The sequence below is a fragment of the Paracoccus sp. 228 genome (genome assembly GCF_000967825.1).
In the GTDB taxonomy this organism is placed as follows: Bacteria; Pseudomonadota; Alphaproteobacteria; order Rhodobacterales; family Rhodobacteraceae; genus Paracoccus; species Paracoccus marcusii.
In genome coordinates, this window is record NZ_JYGY01000003.1 from 101,812 (window position 1) to 123,689 (window position 21,878).

A 21,878-nucleotide genomic window follows, 5' to 3' on the forward strand; every position below is an offset into this window, starting at 1 on the left:
AGCGCTTTGGTCAACGCGGCCAGTCGCCTGTGCCCATCAGGCCAAAGTCGACAAGCTGCCGCCACCCCGTGAATCGCACCGATTCCGGCCCGTGCAGCCGCGGCCCGGCCGCCACCGCGCGGTGATAGGCGGCATAGGCATCGGGGTCCGCAAAATGCTGGCGCCGGCCCAGTTCCTCATGCGACTTGGCGACGATGTCGGGCAGGAACTTGCCGTGCAGCAGCGCGCCCGACAGCCGTTCATCGCCCGGCCCGTCATAGATCAGGTTCAGCCGGGGCGGCAGGATCGAATGGGTCGAGTTGACATAGACGGCCCGCCCGGTCCAGCGCATCAGCGGCAGCTTATTCATCGTCGGCGCGCGCCGCGGGGCATCGGCAAAGAAAACACGGTCGCGGACACCGCCCTGCAACCACAGGTTTTGGCGCGGCATCGCCCGGCTGGACCGCCACGGCCCCGCGTCGAACCAGGGCAGGCGCCGTGTCAGCGGCGCCTCCGGCGGCGCATCGGCGGTGCCCAGCGGCCCCGACGGATACAGGTCCAGCATCACCGCCCCCAGCCCCGGCTGCCCGATCCGGTCCAGATGGGCCGTCAGATCGGGCAGCGGCCGGGTGTCGTGATGGGGATAGACCAGCAGCTCATCGGCATCGACGGTCGCGCACCAATGCCCCCGCCCGAACCGCCACAGCAGCGCGCAGGCCCAATCCAGCCCGAACCGCGCTTCGCGATAGCTGGCGTCGCAACGCCACAGCGACACGTCGGGCTGGACGGCCAGAAACCGGTCCGACCCGTCCGTGCCGGCATTGTCGACGATCAGGAAATGCGCGACGCCCAAGCGGCGATAATGGTCCAGAAACCCCGGCAGATGCGCGATCTCGTTGCGCAGGGTGGTCACGGCCAGGATGTCGGCGGGGCGGATGGCGGCGGTACGGTCGGCGACCGGCTGCAGCAGATGGCGCGCCCTGAGGGCGCGCCAGATCAGTTCGCGGCGTTTCCAGCGCAGGCGATAGGCCTGCAACGCCGCGCGCGGTGTCACTGCCTGTAATCGCCCGTCTGATGCCAGCGCCAGGCATCCGCGATCATCTGGGGCATGGTCGATCGGTCGGGCGACCAGCCCAGTTCGGCCTTGGCACGCGTGCTGCCGCAGACCAGCTTGACCGCGTCGCCGCCCCGGCGCGGGCCGTCCAGCATCGGCACTTCGCGGTTGGTGATCGAGCGCGTCGCGTCCACCACCTCGCGGACCGAGAATCCGTCTCCGGTGCCCAGGCAGAAGACCCGGCTTGCGCGTCCCGCCTGCAGCCATTCCAGACCCTTCACATGCGCATCGACCAGGTCCATCACATGGACATAGTCGCGGATGCAGGTGCCGTCGGCGGTGGGATAGTCAGTGCCGTGGATGGTCAGCGCCGCGCGCTTGCCATCGACCGCATCCAGGATCAGCGGGATCAGATGCGTTTCGGGGCGGTGGAATTCGCCGACCTGCCCGTCGGGATCGGCGCCCGCGACGTTGAAATACCGGAAGATCACAGAACGCAGGCCGTGGGCCGCGCCGAAATCCGTCAGCATGTCCTCGATCGCGCGCTTGGAGGCGCCATAGGCATTCAATGGCGCCTGCGGGGTGTCCTCGTCCAGGATCTCGCCGTCGCGGTCACCATAGGTCGCGCAGGTCGAGCTGAAGACGAAATCCAGACAGCCCGCGGCCACTGCGGCCTCAATCAGGTTCAGCGATCCCGCGACGTTGTTGCGCCAGTAGAGGCCGGGTTCGGCCATCGCCTCTCCGACCTGGGACAGGGCCGCGAAATGCAGCACTGCCACGGGCCGATGTTCGGCGAAGGCCGCGTCAAGGGCGGCACGGTCCATCAGGTCGGCCTCGACCACCGGACCGAACTTGACCGCATCGCGCCAGCCGGTGGAGAAATTGTCCAGCGTGACGGGGGTGAACCCCGCCGCCGCCAGTGCCTTGCAGGCGTGCGAGCCGATATAGCCCGCGCCGCCCGTCACCAGAACCGTATCCGACATGGATTATTCGGCCGCCCGGCGCATGGACATCACCTCGTGCAGGTACTCTGCGAACTCGTCCTTCAGCTCGTCGCGCTCCAGGCCGAAGGCCACTGTCGCCTGCAGGAAGCCTGCCTTGGAACCGCAATCGAAACGCTGGCCGCGGAAGCGCAGGCCGAACACGTCGCGGCCCGCCTGGATCTCCTCGGCGATGGCGTCGGTCAGCTGGATCTCGCCACCGGCGCCCTGCTTCAGCTTGTTGAGGTTCTTCATGACCGTCGGCGCCAGGATATAGCGGCCGATCACCGCCAGGTTCGACGGCTGCGTGCCGGTGGCGGGCTTTTCGACCATGCCCTTGGCGCGCACGATCGCGCCCATGTCCTCGGCCACGTCCAGAACGCCATAGGCCTTGGCCTTTTCGGGCGCGACCTCCATCGTGGCGACCATGCTGCCGCCGGTCTCGCCATAAGCCTCGATCATCTGCTGCAGGCAGGGGGGCTCGCCCTGGATGACGTCGTCGGTCAGCACGACCGCAAAGGGCTCGTCATCCGACAGCAGGCGACGGGCGCACCAGACCGCATGGCCCAGGCCCAGGGCCTTGTGCTGGCGGATATAGGCGATGGCGCCCGAATCCATGTTCGTCGCGCGCAAAATCTCCAGCAGCTCGGTCTTGCCGGCCTTCTTCAGGCTGGATTCCAGCTCGTGCGCGTGGTCGAAGTAGTCCTCAAGCGAGCCCTTCCCGCGCGAGGTCACGAAGATGAATTCCTTGATGCCTGCCGCGCGCGCCTCGTCGATGGCGTATTGAATCAGTGGCTTGTCGACCAGCGACAGCATTTCCTTGGGGATGCTCTTGGTGGTGGGCAGGAATCGTGTTCCCAGTCCGGCGACCGGAAAGATGGCTTTTGTAACCTTGCGACCCATGACGGATACCTTTTGTATGGCTCGGCGGGACCAGTCCCCGCCGCAATGGCGTCGATGCCTAGTGCAGCAGCGACATTGACTTCAATGGGCAGGTTAGGCTCTCGGCAGCTTGTCGCCAAGCAAATGTCGAGAATTCGCTGCAAATTCACAAAGATCAAACGCTGCGGGGCAGGCGATCACATCATCGCCATGTCCTGCATCATCTGCTCCAGACGCGGAACATCCTGAGGGTTGTTTAGTTCCCAGAATTGCCGACCGCGTGCCTCGACCTCGACGCAGCGCACATGGCGGCCGCGTTCCAGAAAACGCAGCTGTTCCAGTCCCTCCAGCCGTTCCAGGGCGCCTTCGGGCCAGGTGGCATATTCGGCCAGCGCCGCCGGGCGATAGGCATAGACGCCCACGTGATGAAAGACCGGGCTGGGCGCATCGGGGGCCACGTCGCCCGGAACAAAGGGGATAACCTCCTTGGAAAAGTACAGCGCACGGCCCTCATGGCCGAAAACCGCCGTCGTCCCGCCCACGCGCCCCGCATGGCGATCCGCGATCAGGTCGGCCCGCATCGCCCCGGTGCAGCGCAGGACAGGCGTCGCCACCTGCGCGTCGGGATCGGCGCGCAGGCCGGCGACCAGATCCTCGACGAACCAGGCAGGCGTCAGCGGCGCGTCGCCCTGCAGGTTCACCACGATCTCGGGGGCCAGGCCCAGGGTCGCCACCGCCTCGGCGCAGCGCTCGGTGCCGTTGCGGCAGTCGGGGCTGGTCATCGCCACCTCCGCGCCGAAGGCCAGGGCGTGGTCGCGGATGCGGTCGTCGTCGGTGGCCACGATCACGCGGTCGATCCCGCGCACGCCGACGGCCGCGTCCCAGCTGCGCCGGATCAGGCTGCGCGCCTGCCCCCCCGCGCCGCGCAGTTCGACCAGCGGCTTGCCCGGATAGCGGGTCGAGGCGAAACGGGCGGGAATGACGATGACGACCGACATGGTCACTCCTTCACCAGCAGGACGCCCGGCGCATAGGCGATGAAGAACGGGTTCTCGAACCCCGGCTTGCCATAGGCCAGGGGGCTGTGGTCGTCGAACCGCACGACCTCTCCGCCGGCGCCGCGCAGGACGGCGTCGCCCGCGGCGGTGTCCCATTCCATCGTCCGGCCCAAGCGCGGATACAGGTCAGCCTCGCCCGTGGCGACCAGGCAGAACTTCAGCGAACTGCCCGCGCTGGTCATGTCGCGCACGCCGTAGCGGTCGATATAGGCGTCGGTCGCCGCGTCGCGATGCGACTTGGAGGCGACGACCATCAGGCCGCGGTTGTCGGGCATCGGGTTCACGCCGATCGGGCGGGTCTCTCCGGGCGCGTCCCCGAAGGGGCCCGTCTCCTCGACGGACCGCCCGTCGGCGGTGGTGTAGAACAGCCGCCCCTTGGCGGGGGCGTAGACGATGCCGCGCACCGGCACGCCGTCCTGGACATAGGCGATGTTGACGGTGAAATCGCCGCGGCGCTGGACGAACTCCTTGGTCCCGTCCAGCGGGTCCACGATCAGGAAGGTGCGCAGGCTCTGGCCGTGGGTGTCGGCCTGCTCCTCGGTCACCAGGGGCGTGTCCGGGAACGCCTCGCGCAGCCCGGCCGAGATCAGCGCATCGGCGGCCTCGTCCGCGGCGGTGACGGGCGAATCATCGGACTTGGCGCGGACATCGAAATCGTCGGCCTCATAGATCTGCATGATCCGGTCGCCGGCCTGCAGGGCCAGGCGCCGCATTTCGGTGATCAGTCGGTCGAATTGCATTCACTTTCCTTTCCCTGCCAGAGGCCTGCGGCCGCTGCCCGATTGTGCGGGGGTGCTGCGCCTCTTATGATGTGCGGCGGGTCCATCGGCAAGCGCCGGGCCGCCAGTGACGGAGCACCGCCCTTGTTCAAGCAGCGCCAGAACCGGAACCTGTTCCAGGCCGCCTTCACCACCTTCGCGCTGATCTATCACCAGACGGTGTACAACCTGCGCACCGAACACCGCAACGCGGTGCTGGGCCTGGTCATGACCATGATGCAAAGCGTCGTCTTCGTCGTGGTGTTTCTGGGCATGTACACGCTGATCGGCATCGGCGGGTCGCAGATCCGCGGGGATTTCCTGCTCTACATCATGTCGGGGATCTTCATCTTCATGCTGCACGTGCAGGCCGTGGGCGCGGTCGCGGGCAGCCATTCGGTGTCGTCGGGCATCATCAAGCACGAACCCCTGAACGCGGCGGTGCTGATCTCGGGGGCGGCGCTGGCGGTGCTGTACCGCCAGACGATCAGCTGCCTGGTGATCCTGTCGGTCTACCACATGGTCTTCCAGCCGATCACGATCGAGGACCCTGTCGGCGCCGGGTCGCTGTTCGTGGTGTCCTGGTTCACCGGCTGCGCGATCGGGCTGATCTTCCTGGGCATCCGCCCCTGGTCCCCGCAGGCCTGCAAGGTGCTGACGATGGTCTATCAGCGCGTGAACATGTTCGCGTCGGGCAAGTTCTTCGTTGCCAACATGATTCCCAGCTTCATCCTGCCGTGGTTCGCGTGGAACCCGCTGTTCCACCTGATCGACCAGGAACGCGGCTTCCTGTTCATCAACTATTCGCCCCATCGCACGATGCTGTTCTACCCCCTGTGGTTCGCGATCGCGGCGCTGATGGTGGGGCTGCTGATCAACTTCACGACCCGCAAGTACGAATCCATCAGCTGGAGCGCCGCGCAGTAGCGTCATGGCCCCGGTTTCGCGGGCCCAAACCACCGATTTTGCGCTGCGGCAGTGCTTGCGGGGCTGAATTGCATCCCTATATACACCCCCGAAGCGGTCCGGAGGTTCCGGCCCGTTCGTCAAGGGATCGGGCCTCGGGGGCCGCAACGGACCCGCAGTCCAAGATATCGCCGCAAGAGAAGGTTAAACACATATGTCAAAAGTCATCGGCATCGACCTCGGCACCACCAACAGCTGCGTCGCCATCATGGACGGCAGCCAGCCGAAGGTCATCGAGAACAGCGAAGGCGCGCGCACCACGCCCTCGATCGTGGGTTTCAAGGACGGTGAACGCCTGGTCGGCCAGCCTGCCAAGCGCCAGGCCGTGACCAACCCGACCAACACCGTCTTTGCCGTGAAACGCCTGATCGGGCGCCGCATGGGCGACGAGGCCGTCGAGAAGGACCGCAAGATGGTCCCCTACACCATCGCGGATGGTGGCAACGGCGACGCCTGGGTCGAGGTGCAGGGTGAGAAGTACTCCCCCGCGCAGGTCAGCGCGATGATCCTTCAGAAGATGAAGGAGACCGCCGAATCCTATCTGGGCGAGACCGTGACCCAAGCCGTGATCACCGTTCCGGCCTATTTCAACGACGCCCAGCGCCAGGCCACCAAGGACGCCGGCAAGATCGCCGGCCTGGAAGTGCTGCGCATCATCAACGAGCCGACCGCGGCCGCGCTGGCCTATGGTCTGGACAAGAAGGAAACCAAGACGATCGCGGTCTATGACCTTGGCGGCGGTACCTTCGACATCACCATCCTGGAGATCGACGACGGCCTGTTCGAGGTGAAGTCCACGAACGGCGACACCTTCCTGGGTGGCGAAGACTTCGACATGCGGATCGTGAACTATCTGGCTGACGAGTTCAAAAAGGAACACGGCGTCGATCTGTCCAAGGACAAGATGGCCCTGCAGCGCCTGAAGGAAGCCGCGGAAAAGGCCAAGATCGAGCTGTCCTCCTCCAGCCAGACCGAGATCAACCAGCCGTTCATCTCGATGGACAAGAACAGCGGCACCCCGCTGCACCTGGTCGTCAAGCTGACCCGCTCCAAGCTGGAAAGCCTGGTCGCGGACCTGATCAAGCGCACCATGAAGCCCGTCCAGGACGCGCTGAAGGATGCCGGCTGCTCCAAGGGCGACATCGACGAGGTCGTCCTGGTCGGCGGCATGACTCGCATGCCCAAGGTCGTGGCCGAGGTCACCGAGTTCTTCGGCAAGGAGCCCCACAAGGGCGTGAACCCCGACGAGGTCGTGGCCCTTGGCGCCGCCATCCAGGCCGGCGTGCTGCAGGGTGACGTCAAGGACGTCGTGCTGCTGGACGTGACGCCGCTGTCGCTGGGCATCGAGACGCTGGGTGGCGTGTTCACCCGCCTGATCGACCGCAACACGACCATCCCGACCAAGAAGAGCCAGATCTTCTCGACCGCCGAGGACAACCAGGGCGCCGTGACGATCCGCGTGTTCCAAGGCGAGCGAGAGATGGCCGCGGACAACAAGATGCTGGGCCAGTTCAACCTGGAGCACATCCCGCCCGCGCCGCGCGGCATGCCGCAGATCGAGGTGACCTTCGACATCGACGCCAACGGCATCGTGTCGGTGGCCGCCAAAGACAAGGGCACCGGCAAGGAGCAGACCATCACCATCGCGGCCTCGGGCGGTCTGTCCGACGAGGACATCGAGCGGATGGTCAAGGATGCCGAGGCGAACGCCGAATCCGACAAGACCCGCCGCGAGCTGGTCGAGGCGAAGAACCAGGCTGAAAGCCTGATCCACTCGACCAACAAGTCGCTGTCCGAGCATGGCGACAAGGTCGACGCCTCGACTGTCGAGGCGATCGAGCTGGCCATCGGCGCGCTGGAGGAATCGCTGAAGTCCGAGGACCCGGGCAAGATCCGGTCGGGCATCCAGAACGTCATGGACGCGTCCATGCGCCTGGGCGAGGCGATCTACAAGAACCAGCAGAGCGCCGAGGACTCCGATCCGTCGGACCGCGACACTCCGCGTGATGTCGACGACGACATCGTGGACGCCGATTTCGAAGATCTGGGCGACGACAAGAAGCGCGGCTGATCGGGGCCGCATCCCCTGACCGGGCCGGCCCGCCTTTCCCGCGGGCCGGCCTGTTTCATGGGGACAGCTGAACAGGACGACACATGAGCAAGCGTTGTTACTACGAAGTGCTCGGGGTCACGCGCGGGGCCTCGACCGACGAGATCAAGAAGGCATACCGCACCAAGGCCAAAGAGCTGCATCCCGACCGCAACCAGGACGATGCGACAGCCGAGGCCCGCTTCAAGGAAGCGAACGAGGCCTATGACTGCCTGAAGGACGACACCAAGAAGGCCGCCTATGACCGCTTCGGCCATGCCGCCTTCGAGGGTGGCATGGGCGGCGGCGGCGGTGGCCGTGGCCAGCATCCGGGCGATTTCGGCGCGGCGTTCGCCGACGTGTTCGAGGATCTGTTCGGCGACATGATGGGCCGTCGCGGCGGTGGCGGTGGCGGGCGTGCCCGGGCGCAGCGCGGGCAGGACCTGCGCTACAACCTGCGCGTCAGCCTTGAGGACGCCTATGTCGGCGTGCAAAAGCCGATCACCGTGCGCGGCTCGGTCGCCTGCGGCGAATGCGACGGCACTGGGGCCGAGGGCGCGTCCCAGCCCGCCGCCTGTCCGACCTGCGCAGGCATGGGCAAAGTCCGCGCCCAGCAGGGCTTCTTCACCGTCGAGCGCACCTGCCCGACCTGCGGCGGCGCGGGCCAGATCGTCAAGAACCCGTGCAAGGCCTGCCACGGTGCGGGCCGGATGGAACGCGATCGCGCGCTGTCGGTGAACATTCCCGCCGGTGTCGAGACCGGCACCCGCATCCGGCTGGCCGGAGAGGGCGAGGCGGGGCTGCGTGGCGGTCCTGCCGGGGATCTGTACATCTTCATCGAGGTCCAGGACCACGCGATCTTCCTGCGCGACGGCAAGACGCTGGCCTGCCAGGTGCCGGTCAGCATGGCCACCGCCGCCCTGGGCGGCGAGGTCGAGGTGCCGACCATCGACGGCGGGCGCGCCCGCGTCAAGGTCGCCGCCGGCAGCCAGACGGGTCGGCAGATGCGCCTGCGCGGCAAGGGCATGCCGCCCCTGCGCCACGGCCCCGGCGCGCAGGGCGATTTCGGCGACATGCTGATCGAGCTGACCGTCGAGACGCCGGTCAACCTGACGCCCCGCCAGCGGGAGCTGCTGCGAGAGTTCGGGGCCGAGAAGGCCGACAACAGCCCGCAATCGGACAGCTTCTTCGACAAGGTGAAGGGGTTCTGGGAAGGGATGACCCGTTAAGGGTTAACCGTTCCTTTACCGATTCGGGTTCATGTTCCGCACATGGACCCGAATCGTTCCTTTGGCGAAATGCCCCTGCCCCTGTTCAGCCCCGCCGCGGATGACGTGGTGCCGGCCACCAAGGCCGCACCCTCCTATCTGGCCGATCACCGGGCAAGGCTGCGCGAACGGTTCCTGCAGGGCGGCGCGACCGCGATGCCCGATTACGAGCTTTTGGAGCTGGTGCTGTTCCGCGCCATCCCGCGCCAGGACGTCAAACCGCTGGCCCGCCGCCTGATCGAGACCTTCGGCGATTTCAACCGCGTGGTCACCGCGCCGCCCGCCCGGCTGCAGGCGGTCGACGGTGTCGGCCCCGCGGTCGTCACCGAACTGAAGATCGTCGAGGCCGCGGCGCAGCGCATGGCCCGCGCCCGCATCATGCACCGCCCGGTCCTGTCCAGCTGGCAGTCGCTGCTGGATTACTGCCACACCGCGATGGCGCATCGCGAGATCGAGCAGTTCCGCGTGCTGTACCTGGACCGCAAGAACGTCCTGATCGCGGACGAGGAGCAGTCGCGCGGCACGGTGGACCACGTCCCCGTCTATCCGCGCGAGATCATCCGCCGCGCGCTGGAGTTGAACGCCTCGGCGCTGATCCTGGTCCACAACCATCCCTCGGGCGATCCGACGCCCTCGGACAGCGACATCGCCATGACGGCACGCATCGGGCAGGCCGCGGAAAGCATGGGAATCACCATCCACGACCACCTGATCATCGGCAAGTCGCGCGAACTGTCGTTCCGGTCCGAGGGCCTGCTCTGATCCCCGCGGGGGGTGCAGCATTTGTGCCCGATGCGGCGAATTGCAACGGGCCGCGACGGCTTATCATCTGGACTGACGAGGAATTGAGGGCTAGAACCGCCCCGCGAAGGCTGCGTTTCGGACGCGGCCCGGAATGTCGTATCGGCCTGCATTGACGGCCCGAATTGGAGTATGACCCGTGTCCCACGCAGATGACCACGTAGGCACCCGGAGGGATTTCCTCTATTATGCCACGGCGGGCGCAGGCACGGTGGCCGCCGGTGCCGCCGCCTGGACCCTTGTGAATCAGATGAACCCCTCGGCCGACGTGCAGGCGCTGGCCTCGATCCAGGTCGATGTCAGCGGCGTCGCCGCCGGGTCGCAGATCACCGTGCTGTTCCTGGGCAAGCCCGTGTTCATCCGCCGCCGGACCCCCGAGGAGATCGAGGCCGGACGTGCGGTCGAGCTGAGCGAGCTGCCCGACCAGAACGCCCAGAACCCCAACCTGGCCGACGGATCGCCCGCCACCGATGCGAACCGCGCGCTGGACGAGACCGGCGAATGGCTGGTCCAGATCGGCGTCTGCACCCATCTGGGCTGCGTGCCCATCGGTGACGGCGCGGGCGATTTCGGCGGCTGGTTCTGCCCCTGCCACGGCAGCCATTACGACACCGCAGGCCGCATCCGTCGCGGGCCCGCGCCGCAGAACATGCATATTCCGCTGGCGTCGTTCGTGAACGACACCACCATTCAGCTGGGTTAAGGAGGGTTATCATGGCCGGAATTCCGCACGACCATTACGAGCCCAAGTCGGGCTTCGAACGCTGGCTTCACCGCCGCCTGCCCGTCGCCGGCGTGCTTTACGACACGCTGATGATCCCCACGCCCAAGAACCTGAACTGGATGTGGATCTGGGGGATCGTGCTGGTCTTCTGCCTGGTGCTGCAGATCGTCACGGGCATCGTCCTGGTGATGCACTATACCCCGCATGTCGACATGGCCTTCGCCAGCGTCGAGCACATCATGCGCAACGTCAACGGCGGCTACATGCTGCGCTACATCCACATGAACGGCGCGTCGCTGTTCTTCGTGGCCGTATACCTGCACATCTTCCGCGGCCTCTACTACGGCAGCTACAAGGCCCCGCGCGAGGTCACCTGGATCATCGGCATGCTGATCTACCTGCTGATGATGGCCACCGCCTTCATGGGCTACGTGCTGCCCTGGGGTCAGATGTCCTTCTGGGGCGCGACCGTGATCACAGGCCTGTTCGGCGCCATTCCGGGCGTGGGTGAAACGCTGCAGACCTGGCTGCTGGGCGGACCCGCGGTCGGCAACGCGACGCTGAACCGCTTCTTCTCGCTGCACTACCTGCTGCCCTTCATCATCGCGGGCCTGGTCATCGTCCACGTGTGGGCCTTCCACACCACGGGCAACAACAACCCGACCGGCATCGAGGTGCGTCGCACCAGCAAGGAGGAGGCCGCCAAGGACACCCTGCCCTTCTGGCCCTACTTCGTCATCAAGGACCTGTTCGCGCTGGCCGTCATCCTGGCCGTGTTCTTCGCGATCGTGGGCTTCATGCCCAACTACCTGGGCCACCCGGACAACTACATCGAGGCCAACGCGCTGGCCACGCCCGCGCATATCGTGCCCGAATGGTACTTCCTGCCCTTCTACGCGATCCTGCGCGCCTTCGACGCCGAGGTGTGGCTGGTCCAGCTGGTCCAGTTCGTGACCTTCGGCATCGTCGACGCCAAGTTCTTCGGCGTGCTGGCGATGTTCGGCGCCATCGTGGTGATGGGCCTGGCGCCCTGGCTGGACACCAGCCGCGTGCGCTCGGGCCGCTATCGTCCGCAGTTCAAGTGGTGGTTCTGGCTGCTGGCGGTCGACTTCGTCGTCCTAACCTGGGTCGGCGCCATGCCCACCGAGGGGCCCTATCCCTACATCGCGCTGGCTGCCGCGGCCTACTGGTTCGGCTACTTCCTGGTGATCCTGCCGCTGCTGGGCGTGATCGAGAAGCCGGAGCCCATGCCCGCCACGATCGAGGAAGACTTCAACGAACACTACGCGCCCAAGGTTGGTGGAACCAGCCTGACGCAGCCGGCCGAATGAGAGGACCAAGGATCATGCTGAAAGCACTAGCGATCGCCGCCGTCACGGCCCTTGGCCTGTCCGGACCGGCGATGGCCGCAGGCGAAGGCGGGCACATCGAGGATGTCGCCTTCCCGCACGAGGGTCCGTTCGGCGCATACGACCAGTTCCAGCTGCAGCGCGGGTTGCAGGTCTATACCGAGGTCTGCTCGGCCTGCCACGGCCTGAAATACGTCGCCATCCGCACCCTGGCGGATGAAGGCGGCCCCGGCCTGCCCGAGGATCAGGTTCGCGCCTATGCGGCCGAACTGCTGCCGGTCTTCGACGACGCGATCGGAGAGGAGCGTCCGCGCACCATCACCGATCACTTCCCGGCAACCTCGGGTGACGGCATGGGCCCGGATCTGTCGCTGATGGCCAAGGCCCGCGCGGGCTTTCACGGCCCCTTCGGCACCGGCCTCAGCCAGCTGGTCAACGGCATGGGCGGTCCGGAATACATCCACGCCCTGCTGACCAGCTATACCGGCGAGGACCAGGAACAGGCCGGCACGCTGCTGCACGGCAACACCGCCTTCCCCGGCGGCTGGATCAGCATGGCGGCTCCGCTGTCCGACGGTCAGGTCACCTACGAGGACGGCACCGAGGCGACCGTCGACCAGATGGCGATGGACATCGCGGCCTTCCTGATGTGGACCGCCGAGCCCAAGATGATGGACCGCAAGTCCGTGGGCCTGGTCGCGGTGCTGTTCCTGGTGCTGCTCAGCGCGCTGCTCTATGTCGTGAACAAGCGGCTGTGGGCGCCCCACAAGGGCAAGCTGCCCGCCTGATCCTGCACGACAGGTCGACATGACAGGACGCGCCCCGCAACGGGCGCGTCTTTTCACATCTGGACAAGGCCCGGCCCGCCCGGTCACATGGCCGCCAAACGGCGGAGGCGTGCATGGCAATCTGGAACCTGGGCTCGATCAACATCGACCATGTCTATCCGCTGGAGAGCCTGCCCAAGCCCGGAGAGACGCTGGCCTCGCGCGGTTATGCGCAGGGTCTGGGCGGCAAGGGTGCGAACCAGTCGGTCGCCGCGGCGCGCGCGGGCGCGGTCACGCATCACCTGGGGGCGATGGGCACGGGCGATGACTGGGTGCGCGACCGGCTGGCGCAGGCGGGCGTGGACATGGGGCATGTCGCCCGCCTTGCGGATCAGGCGACGGGCCACGCGATCATCCTGCTGGATGCCGATGCGGAAAACGCCATCGTCATCCACCCCGGCGCGAACCGCGCCATCGACGAGGATGCCCTGACGCAGGCCCTCTCCGCCCTGACCCCCGCTGATACGCTGCTGATCCAGAACGAGACGAACGGCCAAGTCGCCGCCGCCCGCGCGGCGCAGGCGCAGGGCGCACGCGTGATCTATTCCGCCGCCCCTTTCGATCTGGACGCGGTGCGCGCGGTCCTGCCCCATGTGTCGATCCTGGCGATGAACGCCGGAGAGGCGGAGCAGCTGTTCGCGGGTGACCCCGGCGACCTGCCCGTGCAGGGCCTGCTGATCACCCGCGGCGCGGAGGGTGCCGAATATCGCGACCTGACCACGGGCCAGGTGCATGAGCAGCCCTCGTTCCGCGTGACGCCGGTGGACACGACCGGCGCGGGCGACACCTTCGCGGGCTATTTCGCGGCGGCGTTGGACGGCGGGGCGGATATTCCTGCCGCCCTAAGGTTGGCCTCGGCCGCGGCGGCGGTCAAGGTCACGCGGGCGGGGGCGGGCGATGCCATCCCCACCCGTACCGAAGTAGACGCGTTTCTGTCCGATCAGCCGATCTGACCACGCACCCCGCCGGTCTGCGCTCGGTCCATCAGCAGGTGATCCAGGATCACGCAGGCGGCCATCGCCTCGGCCACTGGCACGGCACGGATGCCCACGCAGGGGTCGTGGCGGCCCTTGGTGATCACGTCGATCTCCTCTCCGCGTGAGTTGATCGATCGGCGGGGCGTGGTGATCGAGCTGGTCGGCTTGATCGCGAAACGCACGACGATGTCCTGTCCGGTCGAGATGCCGCCCAGAATCCCGCCCGCATGGTTCGACAGGAACTCCGGCCCGTCCGGCCCCATGCGGATCTCGTCCGCGTTCGCCACCCCGGTCAGCGCGGCCGAGGCCATGCCCTCGCCGATCTCGACGGCCTTCACGGCGTTGATCGACATCATCGCGGCGGCCAGATCGGTGTCCAGCTTTGCATAGACCGGCGCGCCGATGCCCGGCGGGCAGCCCTGAACGCAGACCTCGATGGCCGCGCCGACGCTGTTCTGATCCTTGCGGATTTCGTCCAGGTAATCGGACCAGGCCTGCACCGCGCCCGCATCGGGCAGGAAGAACGGATTGTCGTTCACCGCGCCCAGGTCCAGCCGGTCACGGTCCAGATGCATCGCGCCCATCTGCACCATGTAGCCGGTGATCCGCAGATCGGGCACAAACGCGCCCAGAACCGCCTGCGCGACCGCTCCGGCCGCAACCCGCGCCGCCGTCTCGCGCGCCGAAGACCGGCCCCCGCCGCGATAATCGCGCACCCCATATTTCAGGTGATAGGTGATGTCGGCATGGCCGGGGCGAAAGCTGGTGGCGATGTCGCCGTAATCCTTGGACCGCTGGTCGGTATTCTCGATCATCAGCTGGATCGCGGTGCCGGTGGTGACACCCTCGAAGACACCGGACAGGATGCGGACCTGGTCGGGTTCGCGCCGCTGCGTGGTGTGTTTCGACGTCCCGGGGCGGCGGCGGTCCATGAAGCGCTGGATGTATTCTTCGGTCAGGGGCACGCCGGGCGGCACGCCGTCCACCGTCGCGCCCAGGGCGGGGCCGTGGCTTTCGCCCCAGGTGGTAAAGCGGAACTCGCGGCCGAAGGTGTTGTAGCTCATGGGCGCGTCTCCTCGGACAGGGCTTTCAATTCATAGATCAGGTCCAGCGCCTCGCGCGGGGACAGGGCGTCGGGATGGACCGCCTTCAGCCGGTCGTCCAGCGGGCGGGCCTTGGGCGCGGGCGGCGGGGCGGCGCGGAACAGCGGCAGATCGTCAATCAGCGCCACCGGGCGCGCCGACTGACGCTCTCCGCTTTCCAGCGCGGTCAGCACGGTGCGGGCGCGTTCCACGACGGAGGCGGGCAGACCCGCCAGCCGCGCGACCTGCACGCCATAGCTGCGGTCGGCCGCGCCCTTCCTGACCTCGTGCAGAAAGATCACCTCGCCCTGCCACTCGCGCACCGTGACGGTGGCGTTCTCGACCCCCTCCAGCTTGGCCGACAGCGCCGTCATCTCATGATAATGCGTGGCGAACAGCGCCCGGCAGCGGTTGGCGGCATGCAGATGCTCCATCACCGCCCAGGCAATCGACAGCCCGTCCCAAGTGGAGGTGCCGCGCCCGATCTCGTCCAGGATCACCAGCGCGCGGTCATCGGCCTGGTTCAGGATCGCGGCCGTCTCGACCATCTCGACCATGAAGGTCGACCGCCCCCGCGCCAGGTCGTCGGCAGCGCCCACGCGGGAAAACAGCTGGCTGACCAGCCCGATATGCGCTGCGCGCGCCGGAACAAAGGCCCCGGCCTGCGCCAGCACCGCGATCAGCGCGTTCTGCCGCAGGAAGGTCGACTTGCCCGCCATGTTCGGCCCGGTCAGCAGCCAGATCGCGGGCGTGGCCCCGGTGGTCAGGTCGCAGTCGTTGGCGACGAAGCTCTCCGCCTTGCGGCGCAGCGCGCGTTCCACGACCGGATGGCGGCCCCCGTCGATGACGAAGGCGCGGCTGTCGTCCACGCGCGGCCGGACCCAGCCCTCGCCCGAGGCAAGGTCCGCAAAGGCGCAGGCCAGGTCGATCTCGGCCAGGGCGCGCGCCGCCTGCCCGATCCGCGCGGCCTGATCCAGGATCGCCGTCCGCAGGCGGTCGAAGATGCCCCGCTCGATCTCCAACGCGCGGTCGCGGGCGTTCAGGATGCGGGTCTCCAGCTCGGACAGTTCCACCGTGGTGAAGCGGATCTGGTTCGCGGTGGTCTGGCGGTGGATGAAGGTCTGGTTCAGGGGTGCGGCCATCATGCGCTCGGCATGGGTGGTCGTCGTCTCGATGAAATAGCCCAGAACGTTGTTATGCTTGATCTTCAGGCTGCCAACCCCGGCCAGGACCGCGTAATCGGCCTGCATCCCGGCGATGACGCCGCGCCCCTCGTCGCGAAGCCGACGGGTCTGGTCCAGATCGGCGTCATGCCCTTCGGCCACGAAGCCGCCATCGCGCGCCAGCAGAGGCGGCTCTGCCACAAGTGCATCATCCAGCAGGTCAACCAGCGTCTCATGGCCCAGCAGATCGCCCGCCGCATCGCGCAGCACGGGCGGCGCATCACCGGGCAGCCGCGCCGCGATGGCCGCGCCCTGCGTCAGCCCCGCCCGGATCGCGGCCAGATCACGCGGCCCGCCCCGGTCCAGCGCCAGCCGCGACAGCGCCCGGTCCATGTCCGGCACCCGCGCCAGCGCGCCGCGCAGATCCGAGAGCAACCGCGCATCGGCGGCCAGCGCCGCCACCGCATCATGGCGCGCCGCGATCAGGCCCAAATCGCGCGACGGCGCGCTGATCCGTCGCTCCAGCAGGCGCGCGCCCGGCGCGGTCACGGTGCGATCGATGGCCGCCAGCAGCGATCCGTCGCGCCCGCCCGACAGGGCCTGGGTCAGTTCCAGATTGCGCCGGGTCGCCGCGTCGATCTGCATCGCGCCGCCCGCGCGTTCGCGCACCGGCGGGCGCAGCAGCGGCAGGCGGCCCTTCTGCGTCATGTCCAGATAATCGATAATGGCGCCCATCGCGGCCAGTTCGGCGCGGGTGAAGCTGCCGAAGCCGTCCAGCGTCTCGACCCCATAGAGCGCACACAGCCGCCGCGTGCCCGCATTGCTGTCGAAGGCGCTGGCATGCAGGTCGGTCATCACCGCACCTGCATCGCCGATCAACTCCTCCAGTCCCGTGTCGCAGGCCAGCACCTCGCGCGGGGCCAGCCGCGCCAGTTCGGGGGCCAGACGCGGCAGGGGGCAATCCATCACCGAAAACGCGCCGGTCGAGATGTCGACCCAAGCCAGCGCGCCCTCCTCGCGGACGACCACGAAGGCCGCCAGGTAATTGTGGCGCCGCGCCTCCAGCAGCGATTCCTCGGTCAGGGTGCCCGGCGTCACCAGCCGCACCACGTCGCGCGCCACGACCGATTTCGACCCGCGCTTCTTGGCTTCCGCAGGGTCCTCCATCTGTTCGGCGATGGCCACGCGGAAACCCTTGCGGATCAGCGTCAGCAGATAGCCCTCGGCCGCATGGACGGGCACGCCGCACATCGGGATGGGCTCACCCGCATGGGTGCCGCGTTTGGTCAGCGCGATGTCCAGCGCGGCGGCGGCGGCGACCGCGTCGTCGAAGAACATCTCGTAGAAATCGCCCATGCGATAGAACAGCAGCGCGCCGGGATTGGCCTCCCGGATTGCAAGATATTGCGCCATCATCGGCGTGGGCTGATCAGACATGTCCTTGGTCATGGGCGGGTTCTATCCGCTTGCGCGGGCGCGCGAAACCTCTACATTCGGGATCACCTCGGGGTGCCCCATGCGGGCTGAGACGCGACAGCGGACCCGTTGAACCTGATCCGGCTCACACCGGCGGAGGGAAGGTGCGCACCCCCTTCTTTTCGACATTCCGACAAGAGAGGCTGCCGATGAAATCCGTCCTGATCCCCGCTTTGCTGCTGGCCACCCCCGCCCTGGCCCAGGATCGCGTCCTGACCGTCTATGCCGGCGACAGCGTCACCAGCGAATGGGGCCCCGGCCCCGCCATCGAGGAGGGGTTCGAGGCGATCTGCGATTGCGACCTGCAATTCGTGACCGGCGACGTGCTGCCCCGCATCCTGATGGAGGGGGCGGGCACCCAGGCCGACATCGTCTTCGGCCTTAACACCGACATGACGGCGCGTGCCCGCGCATCGGGGCTGTTCGCGCCGCATGGGCAGGACACGTCCGGCCTGTCGCTGCCCATCGCATGGGAGGACGACATCTTCCTGCCCTACAACTGGGGCGAGACGGCCTTCGTCTATGACAGCACGCGGTTGGAAAACCCGCCCGCCAGCTTTGGCGAATTGCTGGAGGCCGAGGATCTCAGCATCGTCATCCAGGACCCGCGCAGTTCGGTGTCGGGTCTGGCGATGCTGCTGTGGGTCAAGTCGGTCTATGGCGATCAGGCGGGCGAGGCCTGGGCGAAGCTGGCCCCCAAGGTGCTGACCGTCACCCGCGGCTGGTCCGAATCCTATGGCCTGTTCACCGACGGAGAGGCGGACATGGTGCTGTCCTACACCACCTCGCCCGCCTATCACATCGCCGCCGAGGAGGACGACACCAAGCGCGCCGCGATCTTCCCCGAGGGGCATTACTTCATGGCCGAACTGGTGGCCCAGGTCGCGGGCACCGATCAGCCCGAACTGGCGCAAGCCTTCATGGACTGGGTGCTGACCCCCGATTTCCAGGCGACGATCCCGCTGGCCAACTGGTCCCTGCCCGCGAAACTGCCTGAGGCCGACTGGCCGCAGGTGATGCGCGACCTGCCCCGGCCCGACAAGACCCTGTTCCTGTCCGAGGACGAGGCAGAGTCCCTGCGCGCCCCCGCCCTGGACGAATGGCAGCGGGCCTTCCGCTGAGCATCGGCCACGCCATCGCGGGCGCACTTGCCGCGCTGATCCTGGGCACGCTGGCGGCGGTGGCCTGGGTCGCGGGCGGGCTGTCGAGCCTGACCGAATGGGACCTGCGCGCGGTCTGGTTCACCCTGTGGCAGGCGGCGCTGTCCGCGACCCTGTCGGCCGCGCTGGCCGTGCCGGTGGCGCGCGCGCTGGCCCGGCGGCGGTTCCGGGGGCGCGGGCTGCTGGTCACGCTGCTGGGCGCGCCCTTCATCCTGCCGGTGATCGTGGCGGTGCTGGGCCTGATCGCGATCTTCGGGCGCAACGGTGCGCTGAACGGCGCGCTGGAGGCCCTGGGCCTGCCCGCCATCGGCATCTATGGCTGGCAGGGGGTGATCCTGGCGCATGTCTTCTTCAACCTGCCGCTGTCGGTGCGGCTGATCCTGCAGGGCTGGCAGGCGATTCCCGCGGAACGCTTCCGGCTGGCCGCGTCCCTGGATTTCGCCCCCCGCGACATCGCCCGCCATCTGGAGCGCCCGATGCTGCGCGGCGTGCTGCCCGGCGTCTGGCTGGCGGTGTTCCTGGTCTGCCTGACCTCTTTCACGGTGGCGCTGGCCCTGGGCGGGGGGCCGCGGGCCACGACGGTGGAACTGGCCATCTATCAGGCCTTCCGATTCGATTTCGACCTGGGGCGGGCGGCGGCCCTGGGGATGGTTCAGATCGCGATCTGCATCGCGGCGGCGGCGCTGGCCGCGCGGATCACGGTGCCCGCAGGCTTCGGCGCGGGGCTGGATGCTTTGGGCGGGCCGCCCGCGCCGGGCGGCTGGCGGCGGCTGACGGACGCAGCGGTGATCGCGGCGGCAGCGGCCTTTCTGCTGGCGCCGCTGATCTCGGTCGCGGCGACGGGCCTGCCGCGCCTGACCGCCCTGCCGCCCGAGGTCTGGCAGGCCACGCGCCGGTCGGTGCTGATGGCCGTGATCTCGGCGCTGCTCTGCGCGGGGGCGGCCTTGGCGCTGGCCCTGACGGTGGCGCGGGGCGCGGCCCGGTGGGTCGAGGCGGCGGGCATGCTGCCGCTGATCGCCTCGCCGCTGGTGCTGGGGACGGGGCTGTTCATCCTGCTGCGCGGTACGGTCACGCCCCAGCAGATGGCCCTGCCGGTCACGGCGCTGATCAACGCGGCGATGGCCCTGCCCTTCGCGCTGCGCGCGCTGATCCCGGCGGCGCGGGCGCTGGAACAGGATTACGGCCAACTTGCCGCATCGCTGGACCTGCGGGGCTGGGCACGGCTGCGCCTTCTGGTGCTGCCCCGTCTGGCGCGCCCCTTGGGCTTTGGCGCCGGGCTGGCGGCGGCGCTGGCCATGGGCGATCTGGGCGTCATCACCCTGTTCGCAGGGGATCGCCCGACCCTGCCGCTGATGCTGTACCAGCTGATGAACGGCTATCGCATGGCCGATGCCGCGGCTTGCGCCCTGCTGCTGATGGGGCTCAGCCTGGGACTGTTCTGGATGTTCGACAGGGGAGGCCGACGTGACGCTTGAATTCCGCGACATCCTGCTGCGACAGGACGACTTCACGCTGACCGCGGACCTGACCGTGCCGCAGGGTCGCCATGCGGTGATCGGCGCCTCGGGGTCGGGCAAGTCGACCCTGCTGGCCTTAGTGGCGGGGTTTCTGGCCCCGACAATAGGCCGGCTGATTTGGGACGGCCAGGATATCACCGACATGACGCCCGGCCAAAGACCGGTGTCGATCCTGTTTCAACACCACAATTTGTTTCCTCATCTGACCGTGAAACAAAATGTAGGGATGGGACTGCGCCCGGATCTGTGTCTGGACCGGGATCAGCAGCGCCGCGTGATGCAGGTGCTGGACCATGTCGGCCTGTCCGGCACAGAGGATCGCCGCCCCGCGGCCCTGTCGGGTGGTCAGCAAAGCCGCGTCGCGCTGGCCCGTGTGCTGCTGCGGGCGCGGCCCCTGCTGCTGCTGGACGAACCCTTCGCGGCGCTAGGTCCGGCGCTGAAGTCGGAGATGCTGACCCTGCTGGCGCAGGTGGCGTCCGACACGACGGTGCTGATGGTGACTCATGATCCGGCCGACGCGCGGGCCTTTGCGCCCGACACCCTGCTGGTCGAGGATGGCGCGGTGCACGCCCCCCGCCCGACCGGGCCGCTGCTGGACGATCCGCCGCCGGGACTGCGCGCCTATCTGGGCTAGGCGATCCACAGGCGGATGATCCAGGCGACGGTGCCGATCACCGCCACGCTGGCCAGCCATATCGCCACGAACCACGCCAGCCGCCGCAGGGATTGCGGCATCAGTGGTACCCCTCCTTGGGGTCCATCTTTCCGCGGAACACCCAATAGGAATAGGCGGTATAGGTCAGGATCACCGGGATCAGCACGGCCGCACCGACCAGCATGAAGATCTGGCTGTTGCGGGGGGCGGCGGCCTCCCAGATCGTGACCTCGACCGGGACGATGTAGGGGAACATCGAGATCCCCAGCCCGACAAAGCCCAGGATGAACATCCCCAGCGCGCAGAGGAACGGCCAGTAGTCGTGATGACGCACCATCAGCGAGGTGAACATGCCGAAGGCCAGGCCCAGCACGGCAGCACCCACCCCCGCTGCCAGCACGATGTTCCAGCCGTCGAACCAGCGGCTGTAATAGCCGTCCTGCAGGAACGGCGTCCACAGGCTGACCACGCCCATGAAGATCACCGTGCCGACACCCAGCACCCAGGCCCGCTTGCGCATGCGCTCCTGCAGGGGGCCGGCGGTCTTCATCACCAGCCAGGTCGCGCCCAGAAGGGCGTATCCGACCATGACCGCGACGCCGACCATCAGCGTGAAGGGCGTCAGCCAGTCCCACCAGCCGCCGGAATATTCGCGCGCGGCCTTGTCGACGTCGATGCCCTGCAGCAGCCCGCCCAGGGTGATGCCCTGCGCCAGCGCGGCCACCGCCGATCCGCCGATGAACGCCACGTCCCAGACCTTGCGCCAGCGCTTGGTACGCCAGCGGAACTCGAACGCGACGCCGCGGAAGATCAGCGCCAGCAGCATCGCCATGATCGGCGCATACAGCGCCGGCAGGATCAGTGCATAGGCCAGCGGAAAGGCCGCGAACAGCCCGCCCCCGCCCAGGACCAGCCAGGTCTCGTTCCCGTCCCAGACCGGCGCGACCGAGTTCATCATGATGTCGCGGTCCTCGCCCTCGGGTTCGACCGCGAACAGCATGCCCAGGCCCAGGTCGAACCCGTCCAGCACGACATAGACCAGCACCGCAAAGGCGATGACGAAGGCCCAGATGACGGTCAGATCCAGCGAAACGCCTTCTGCGAGGGGCATGG

At 67.7% G+C, this 21,878-nt stretch carries 20 protein-coding genes and 1 riboswitch; of the genes, 11 read left to right on the forward strand and 9 right to left on the reverse strand.

The genetic code is table 11. The features are described 5' to 3' along the window. Window positions 1–10: 10 nt before the first annotated feature. The 5 genes from SY26_RS10185 to cysQ all read right to left on the reverse strand — a co-directional run bounded on the left by SY26_RS10185 (window position 11) and on the right by cysQ (window position 4,693). Complete coding sequence (locus SY26_RS10185) at window positions 11–1,033, reverse strand: glycosyltransferase family 2 protein (RefSeq protein WP_232303316.1); 1,023 nt, start codon at window positions 1,031–1,033, stop codon at window positions 11–13. Next, window positions 1,030–2,016 carry a UDP-glucose 4-epimerase GalE gene (gene galE / locus SY26_RS10190; RefSeq protein WP_046000441.1) on the reverse strand — a complete coding sequence of 329 codons (987 nt, stop codon included), beginning with the start codon at window positions 2,014–2,016 and terminating at the stop codon, window positions 1,030–1,032. The genes SY26_RS10185 and galE overlap by 4 nt, the downstream gene beginning before the upstream one ends. 3 nt (window positions 2,017–2,019) lie before the next feature. After that, entirely contained in the window at window positions 2,020–2,916 is an 897-nt protein-coding gene (locus tag SY26_RS10195; protein ID WP_045982677.1) for a UTP--glucose-1-phosphate uridylyltransferase, read from the reverse strand. A 176-nt stretch (window positions 2,917–3,092) separates the two neighbouring features. Then, a complete protein-coding gene (locus SY26_RS10200) occupies window positions 3,093–3,893 on the reverse strand; it encodes a 3-deoxy-manno-octulosonate cytidylyltransferase (protein ID WP_046000442.1) in 801 nt (266 codons plus the stop codon). 2 nt (window positions 3,894–3,895) lie between these two features. Further along, window positions 3,896–4,693, reverse strand: coding sequence for a 3'(2'),5'-bisphosphate nucleotidase CysQ (cysQ, locus tag SY26_RS10205; RefSeq protein ID WP_045982679.1), 798 nt, complete (start codon window positions 4,691–4,693; stop codon window positions 3,896–3,898). Window positions 4,694–4,816: 123 nt separating this feature from the next. On the opposite strand from cysQ, the gene SY26_RS10210 reads away from it, so the two are divergent. From SY26_RS10210 to SY26_RS10245, 8 genes are all read left to right on the forward strand, one after another. Beyond that, window positions 4,817–5,638 carry an ABC transporter permease gene (locus SY26_RS10210; RefSeq protein WP_045982680.1) on the forward strand — a complete coding sequence of 274 codons (822 nt, stop codon included), beginning with the start codon at window positions 4,817–4,819 and terminating at the stop codon, window positions 5,636–5,638. 193 nt (window positions 5,639–5,831) lie between these two features. Continuing rightward, window positions 5,832–7,748 (forward strand): molecular chaperone DnaK, encoded by a 1,917-nt coding sequence (gene dnaK, locus SY26_RS10215; protein WP_046000443.1) that lies wholly within the window; start codon window positions 5,832–5,834, stop codon window positions 7,746–7,748. Window positions 7,749–7,831: 83 nt separating this feature from the next. Next, the gene (gene dnaJ / locus SY26_RS10220; RefSeq protein ID WP_046000444.1) at window positions 7,832–8,995 is read left to right on the forward strand and encodes a molecular chaperone DnaJ; all 1,164 of its coding nucleotides are present in this window, start codon (window positions 7,832–7,834) and stop codon (window positions 8,993–8,995) included. Between the two features lie 42 nt (window positions 8,996–9,037). Beyond that, the gene (gene radC, locus SY26_RS10225; protein ID WP_045982683.1) at window positions 9,038–9,796 is read left to right on the forward strand and encodes a DNA repair protein RadC; all 759 of its coding nucleotides are present in this window, start codon (window positions 9,038–9,040) and stop codon (window positions 9,794–9,796) included. 178 nt (window positions 9,797–9,974) lie between these two features. After that, a complete protein-coding gene (petA, locus tag SY26_RS10230; protein ID WP_045982684.1) occupies window positions 9,975–10,538 on the forward strand; it encodes a ubiquinol-cytochrome c reductase iron-sulfur subunit in 564 nt (187 codons plus the stop codon). An 11-nt stretch (window positions 10,539–10,549) separates the two neighbouring features. Then, window positions 10,550–11,890 carry a cytochrome b gene (gene petB / locus SY26_RS10235; protein ID WP_045982685.1) on the forward strand — a complete coding sequence of 447 codons (1,341 nt, stop codon included), beginning with the start codon at window positions 10,550–10,552 and terminating at the stop codon, window positions 11,888–11,890. 14 nt (window positions 11,891–11,904) lie between these two features. Further along, entirely contained in the window at window positions 11,905–12,696 is a 792-nt protein-coding gene (locus SY26_RS10240) for a cytochrome c1 (protein WP_046000445.1), read from the forward strand. Between the two features lie 113 nt (window positions 12,697–12,809). After that, window positions 12,810–13,688, forward strand: a complete 879-nt coding sequence (locus SY26_RS10245; protein ID WP_046000446.1) for a ribokinase — start codon at window positions 12,810–12,812, stop codon at window positions 13,686–13,688. Here the strand turns inward: SY26_RS10245 and aroC are convergent. After that, window positions 13,676–14,776, reverse strand: coding sequence for a chorismate synthase (aroC, locus tag SY26_RS10250; protein ID WP_046000447.1), 1,101 nt, complete (start codon window positions 14,774–14,776; stop codon window positions 13,676–13,678). The genes SY26_RS10245 and aroC overlap by 13 nt on opposite strands. After that, window positions 14,773–17,394: a DNA mismatch repair protein MutS gene (gene mutS / locus SY26_RS10255; protein ID WP_046000823.1), complete on the reverse strand. Its 2,622-nt coding sequence runs from the start codon at window positions 17,392–17,394 to the stop codon at window positions 14,773–14,775. Before mutS ends, aroC begins: the two co-directional genes overlap by 4 nt. 58 nt (window positions 17,395–17,452) lie before the next feature. Further along, window positions 17,453–17,552, forward strand: a riboswitch (TPP riboswitch). Window positions 17,553–17,582: 30 nt separating this feature from the next. On the opposite strand from mutS, the gene SY26_RS10260 reads away from it, so the two are divergent. From SY26_RS10260 to SY26_RS10270, 3 genes are read left to right on the forward strand one after another with little or no spacing between them, the layout of a single operon-like run. Beyond that, window positions 17,583–18,554, forward strand: a complete 972-nt coding sequence (locus SY26_RS10260) for a thiamine ABC transporter substrate binding subunit (RefSeq protein ID WP_046000448.1) — start codon at window positions 17,583–17,585, stop codon at window positions 18,552–18,554. Beyond that, a complete protein-coding gene (locus SY26_RS10265; protein WP_046000449.1) occupies window positions 18,533–20,068 on the forward strand; it encodes an ABC transporter permease subunit in 1,536 nt (511 codons plus the stop codon). Before SY26_RS10260 ends, SY26_RS10265 begins: the two co-directional genes overlap by 22 nt. Further along, entirely contained in the window at window positions 20,058–20,744 is a 687-nt protein-coding gene (locus SY26_RS10270) for an ATP-binding cassette domain-containing protein (RefSeq protein ID WP_046000450.1), read from the forward strand. Before SY26_RS10265 ends, SY26_RS10270 begins: the two co-directional genes overlap by 11 nt. Here the strand turns inward: SY26_RS10270 and SY26_RS21105 are convergent. Together SY26_RS21105 and cydB are read right to left on the reverse strand one after the other, a co-directional pair. Next, a complete protein-coding gene (locus tag SY26_RS21105; protein WP_139598676.1) occupies window positions 20,741–20,845 on the reverse strand; it encodes a DUF2474 family protein in 105 nt (34 codons plus the stop codon). The two genes, SY26_RS10270 and SY26_RS21105, sit on opposite strands and share 4 nt — an antisense overlap. Beyond that, window positions 20,845–21,876: a cytochrome d ubiquinol oxidase subunit II gene (cydB, locus tag SY26_RS10275; RefSeq protein ID WP_046000451.1), complete on the reverse strand. Its 1,032-nt coding sequence runs from the start codon at window positions 21,874–21,876 to the stop codon at window positions 20,845–20,847. Before cydB ends, SY26_RS21105 begins: the two co-directional genes overlap by 1 nt. Window positions 21,877–21,878 lie beyond the last annotated feature (2 nt).

Coding starts and splice junctions, on each gene's coding strand:
- galE (WP_046000441.1), bottom strand. CDS start 2,016: ATGTCGGATACGGTTCTGGTGACGGGCGGCGCGGGCTATATCGGCTCG.
- SY26_RS10260 (WP_046000448.1), top strand. CDS start 17,583: ATGAAATCCGTCCTGATCCCCGCTTTGCTGCTGGCCACCCCCGCCCTG.
- mutS (WP_046000823.1), bottom strand. CDS start 17,394: ATGTCTGATCAGCCCACGCCGATGATGGCGCAATATCTTGCAATCCGG.
- cysQ (WP_045982679.1), bottom strand. CDS start 4,693: ATGCAATTCGACCGACTGATCACCGAAATGCGGCGCCTGGCCCTGCAG.
- cydB (WP_046000451.1), bottom strand. CDS start 21,876: ATGCCCCTCGCAGAAGGCGTTTCGCTGGATCTGACCGTCATCTGGGCC.
- SY26_RS10245 (WP_046000446.1), top strand. CDS start 12,810: ATGGCAATCTGGAACCTGGGCTCGATCAACATCGACCATGTCTATCCG.
- SY26_RS10265 (WP_046000449.1), top strand. CDS start 18,533: ATGGCAGCGGGCCTTCCGCTGAGCATCGGCCACGCCATCGCGGGCGCA.
- aroC (WP_046000447.1), bottom strand. CDS start 14,776: ATGAGCTACAACACCTTCGGCCGCGAGTTCCGCTTTACCACCTGGGGC.
- SY26_RS21105 (WP_139598676.1), bottom strand. CDS start 20,845: ATGCCGCAATCCCTGCGGCGGCTGGCGTGGTTCGTGGCGATATGGCTG.
- petB (WP_045982685.1), top strand. CDS start 10,550: ATGGCCGGAATTCCGCACGACCATTACGAGCCCAAGTCGGGCTTCGAA.
- dnaJ (WP_046000444.1), top strand. CDS start 7,832: ATGAGCAAGCGTTGTTACTACGAAGTGCTCGGGGTCACGCGCGGGGCC.
- SY26_RS10240 (WP_046000445.1), top strand. CDS start 11,905: ATGCTGAAAGCACTAGCGATCGCCGCCGTCACGGCCCTTGGCCTGTCC.
- SY26_RS10200 (WP_046000442.1), bottom strand. CDS start 3,893: ATGTCGGTCGTCATCGTCATTCCCGCCCGTTTCGCCTCGACCCGCTAT.
- radC (WP_045982683.1), top strand. CDS start 9,038: ATGGACCCGAATCGTTCCTTTGGCGAAATGCCCCTGCCCCTGTTCAGC.
- SY26_RS10195 (WP_045982677.1), bottom strand. CDS start 2,916: ATGGGTCGCAAGGTTACAAAAGCCATCTTTCCGGTCGCCGGACTGGGA.
- dnaK (WP_046000443.1), top strand. CDS start 5,832: ATGTCAAAAGTCATCGGCATCGACCTCGGCACCACCAACAGCTGCGTC.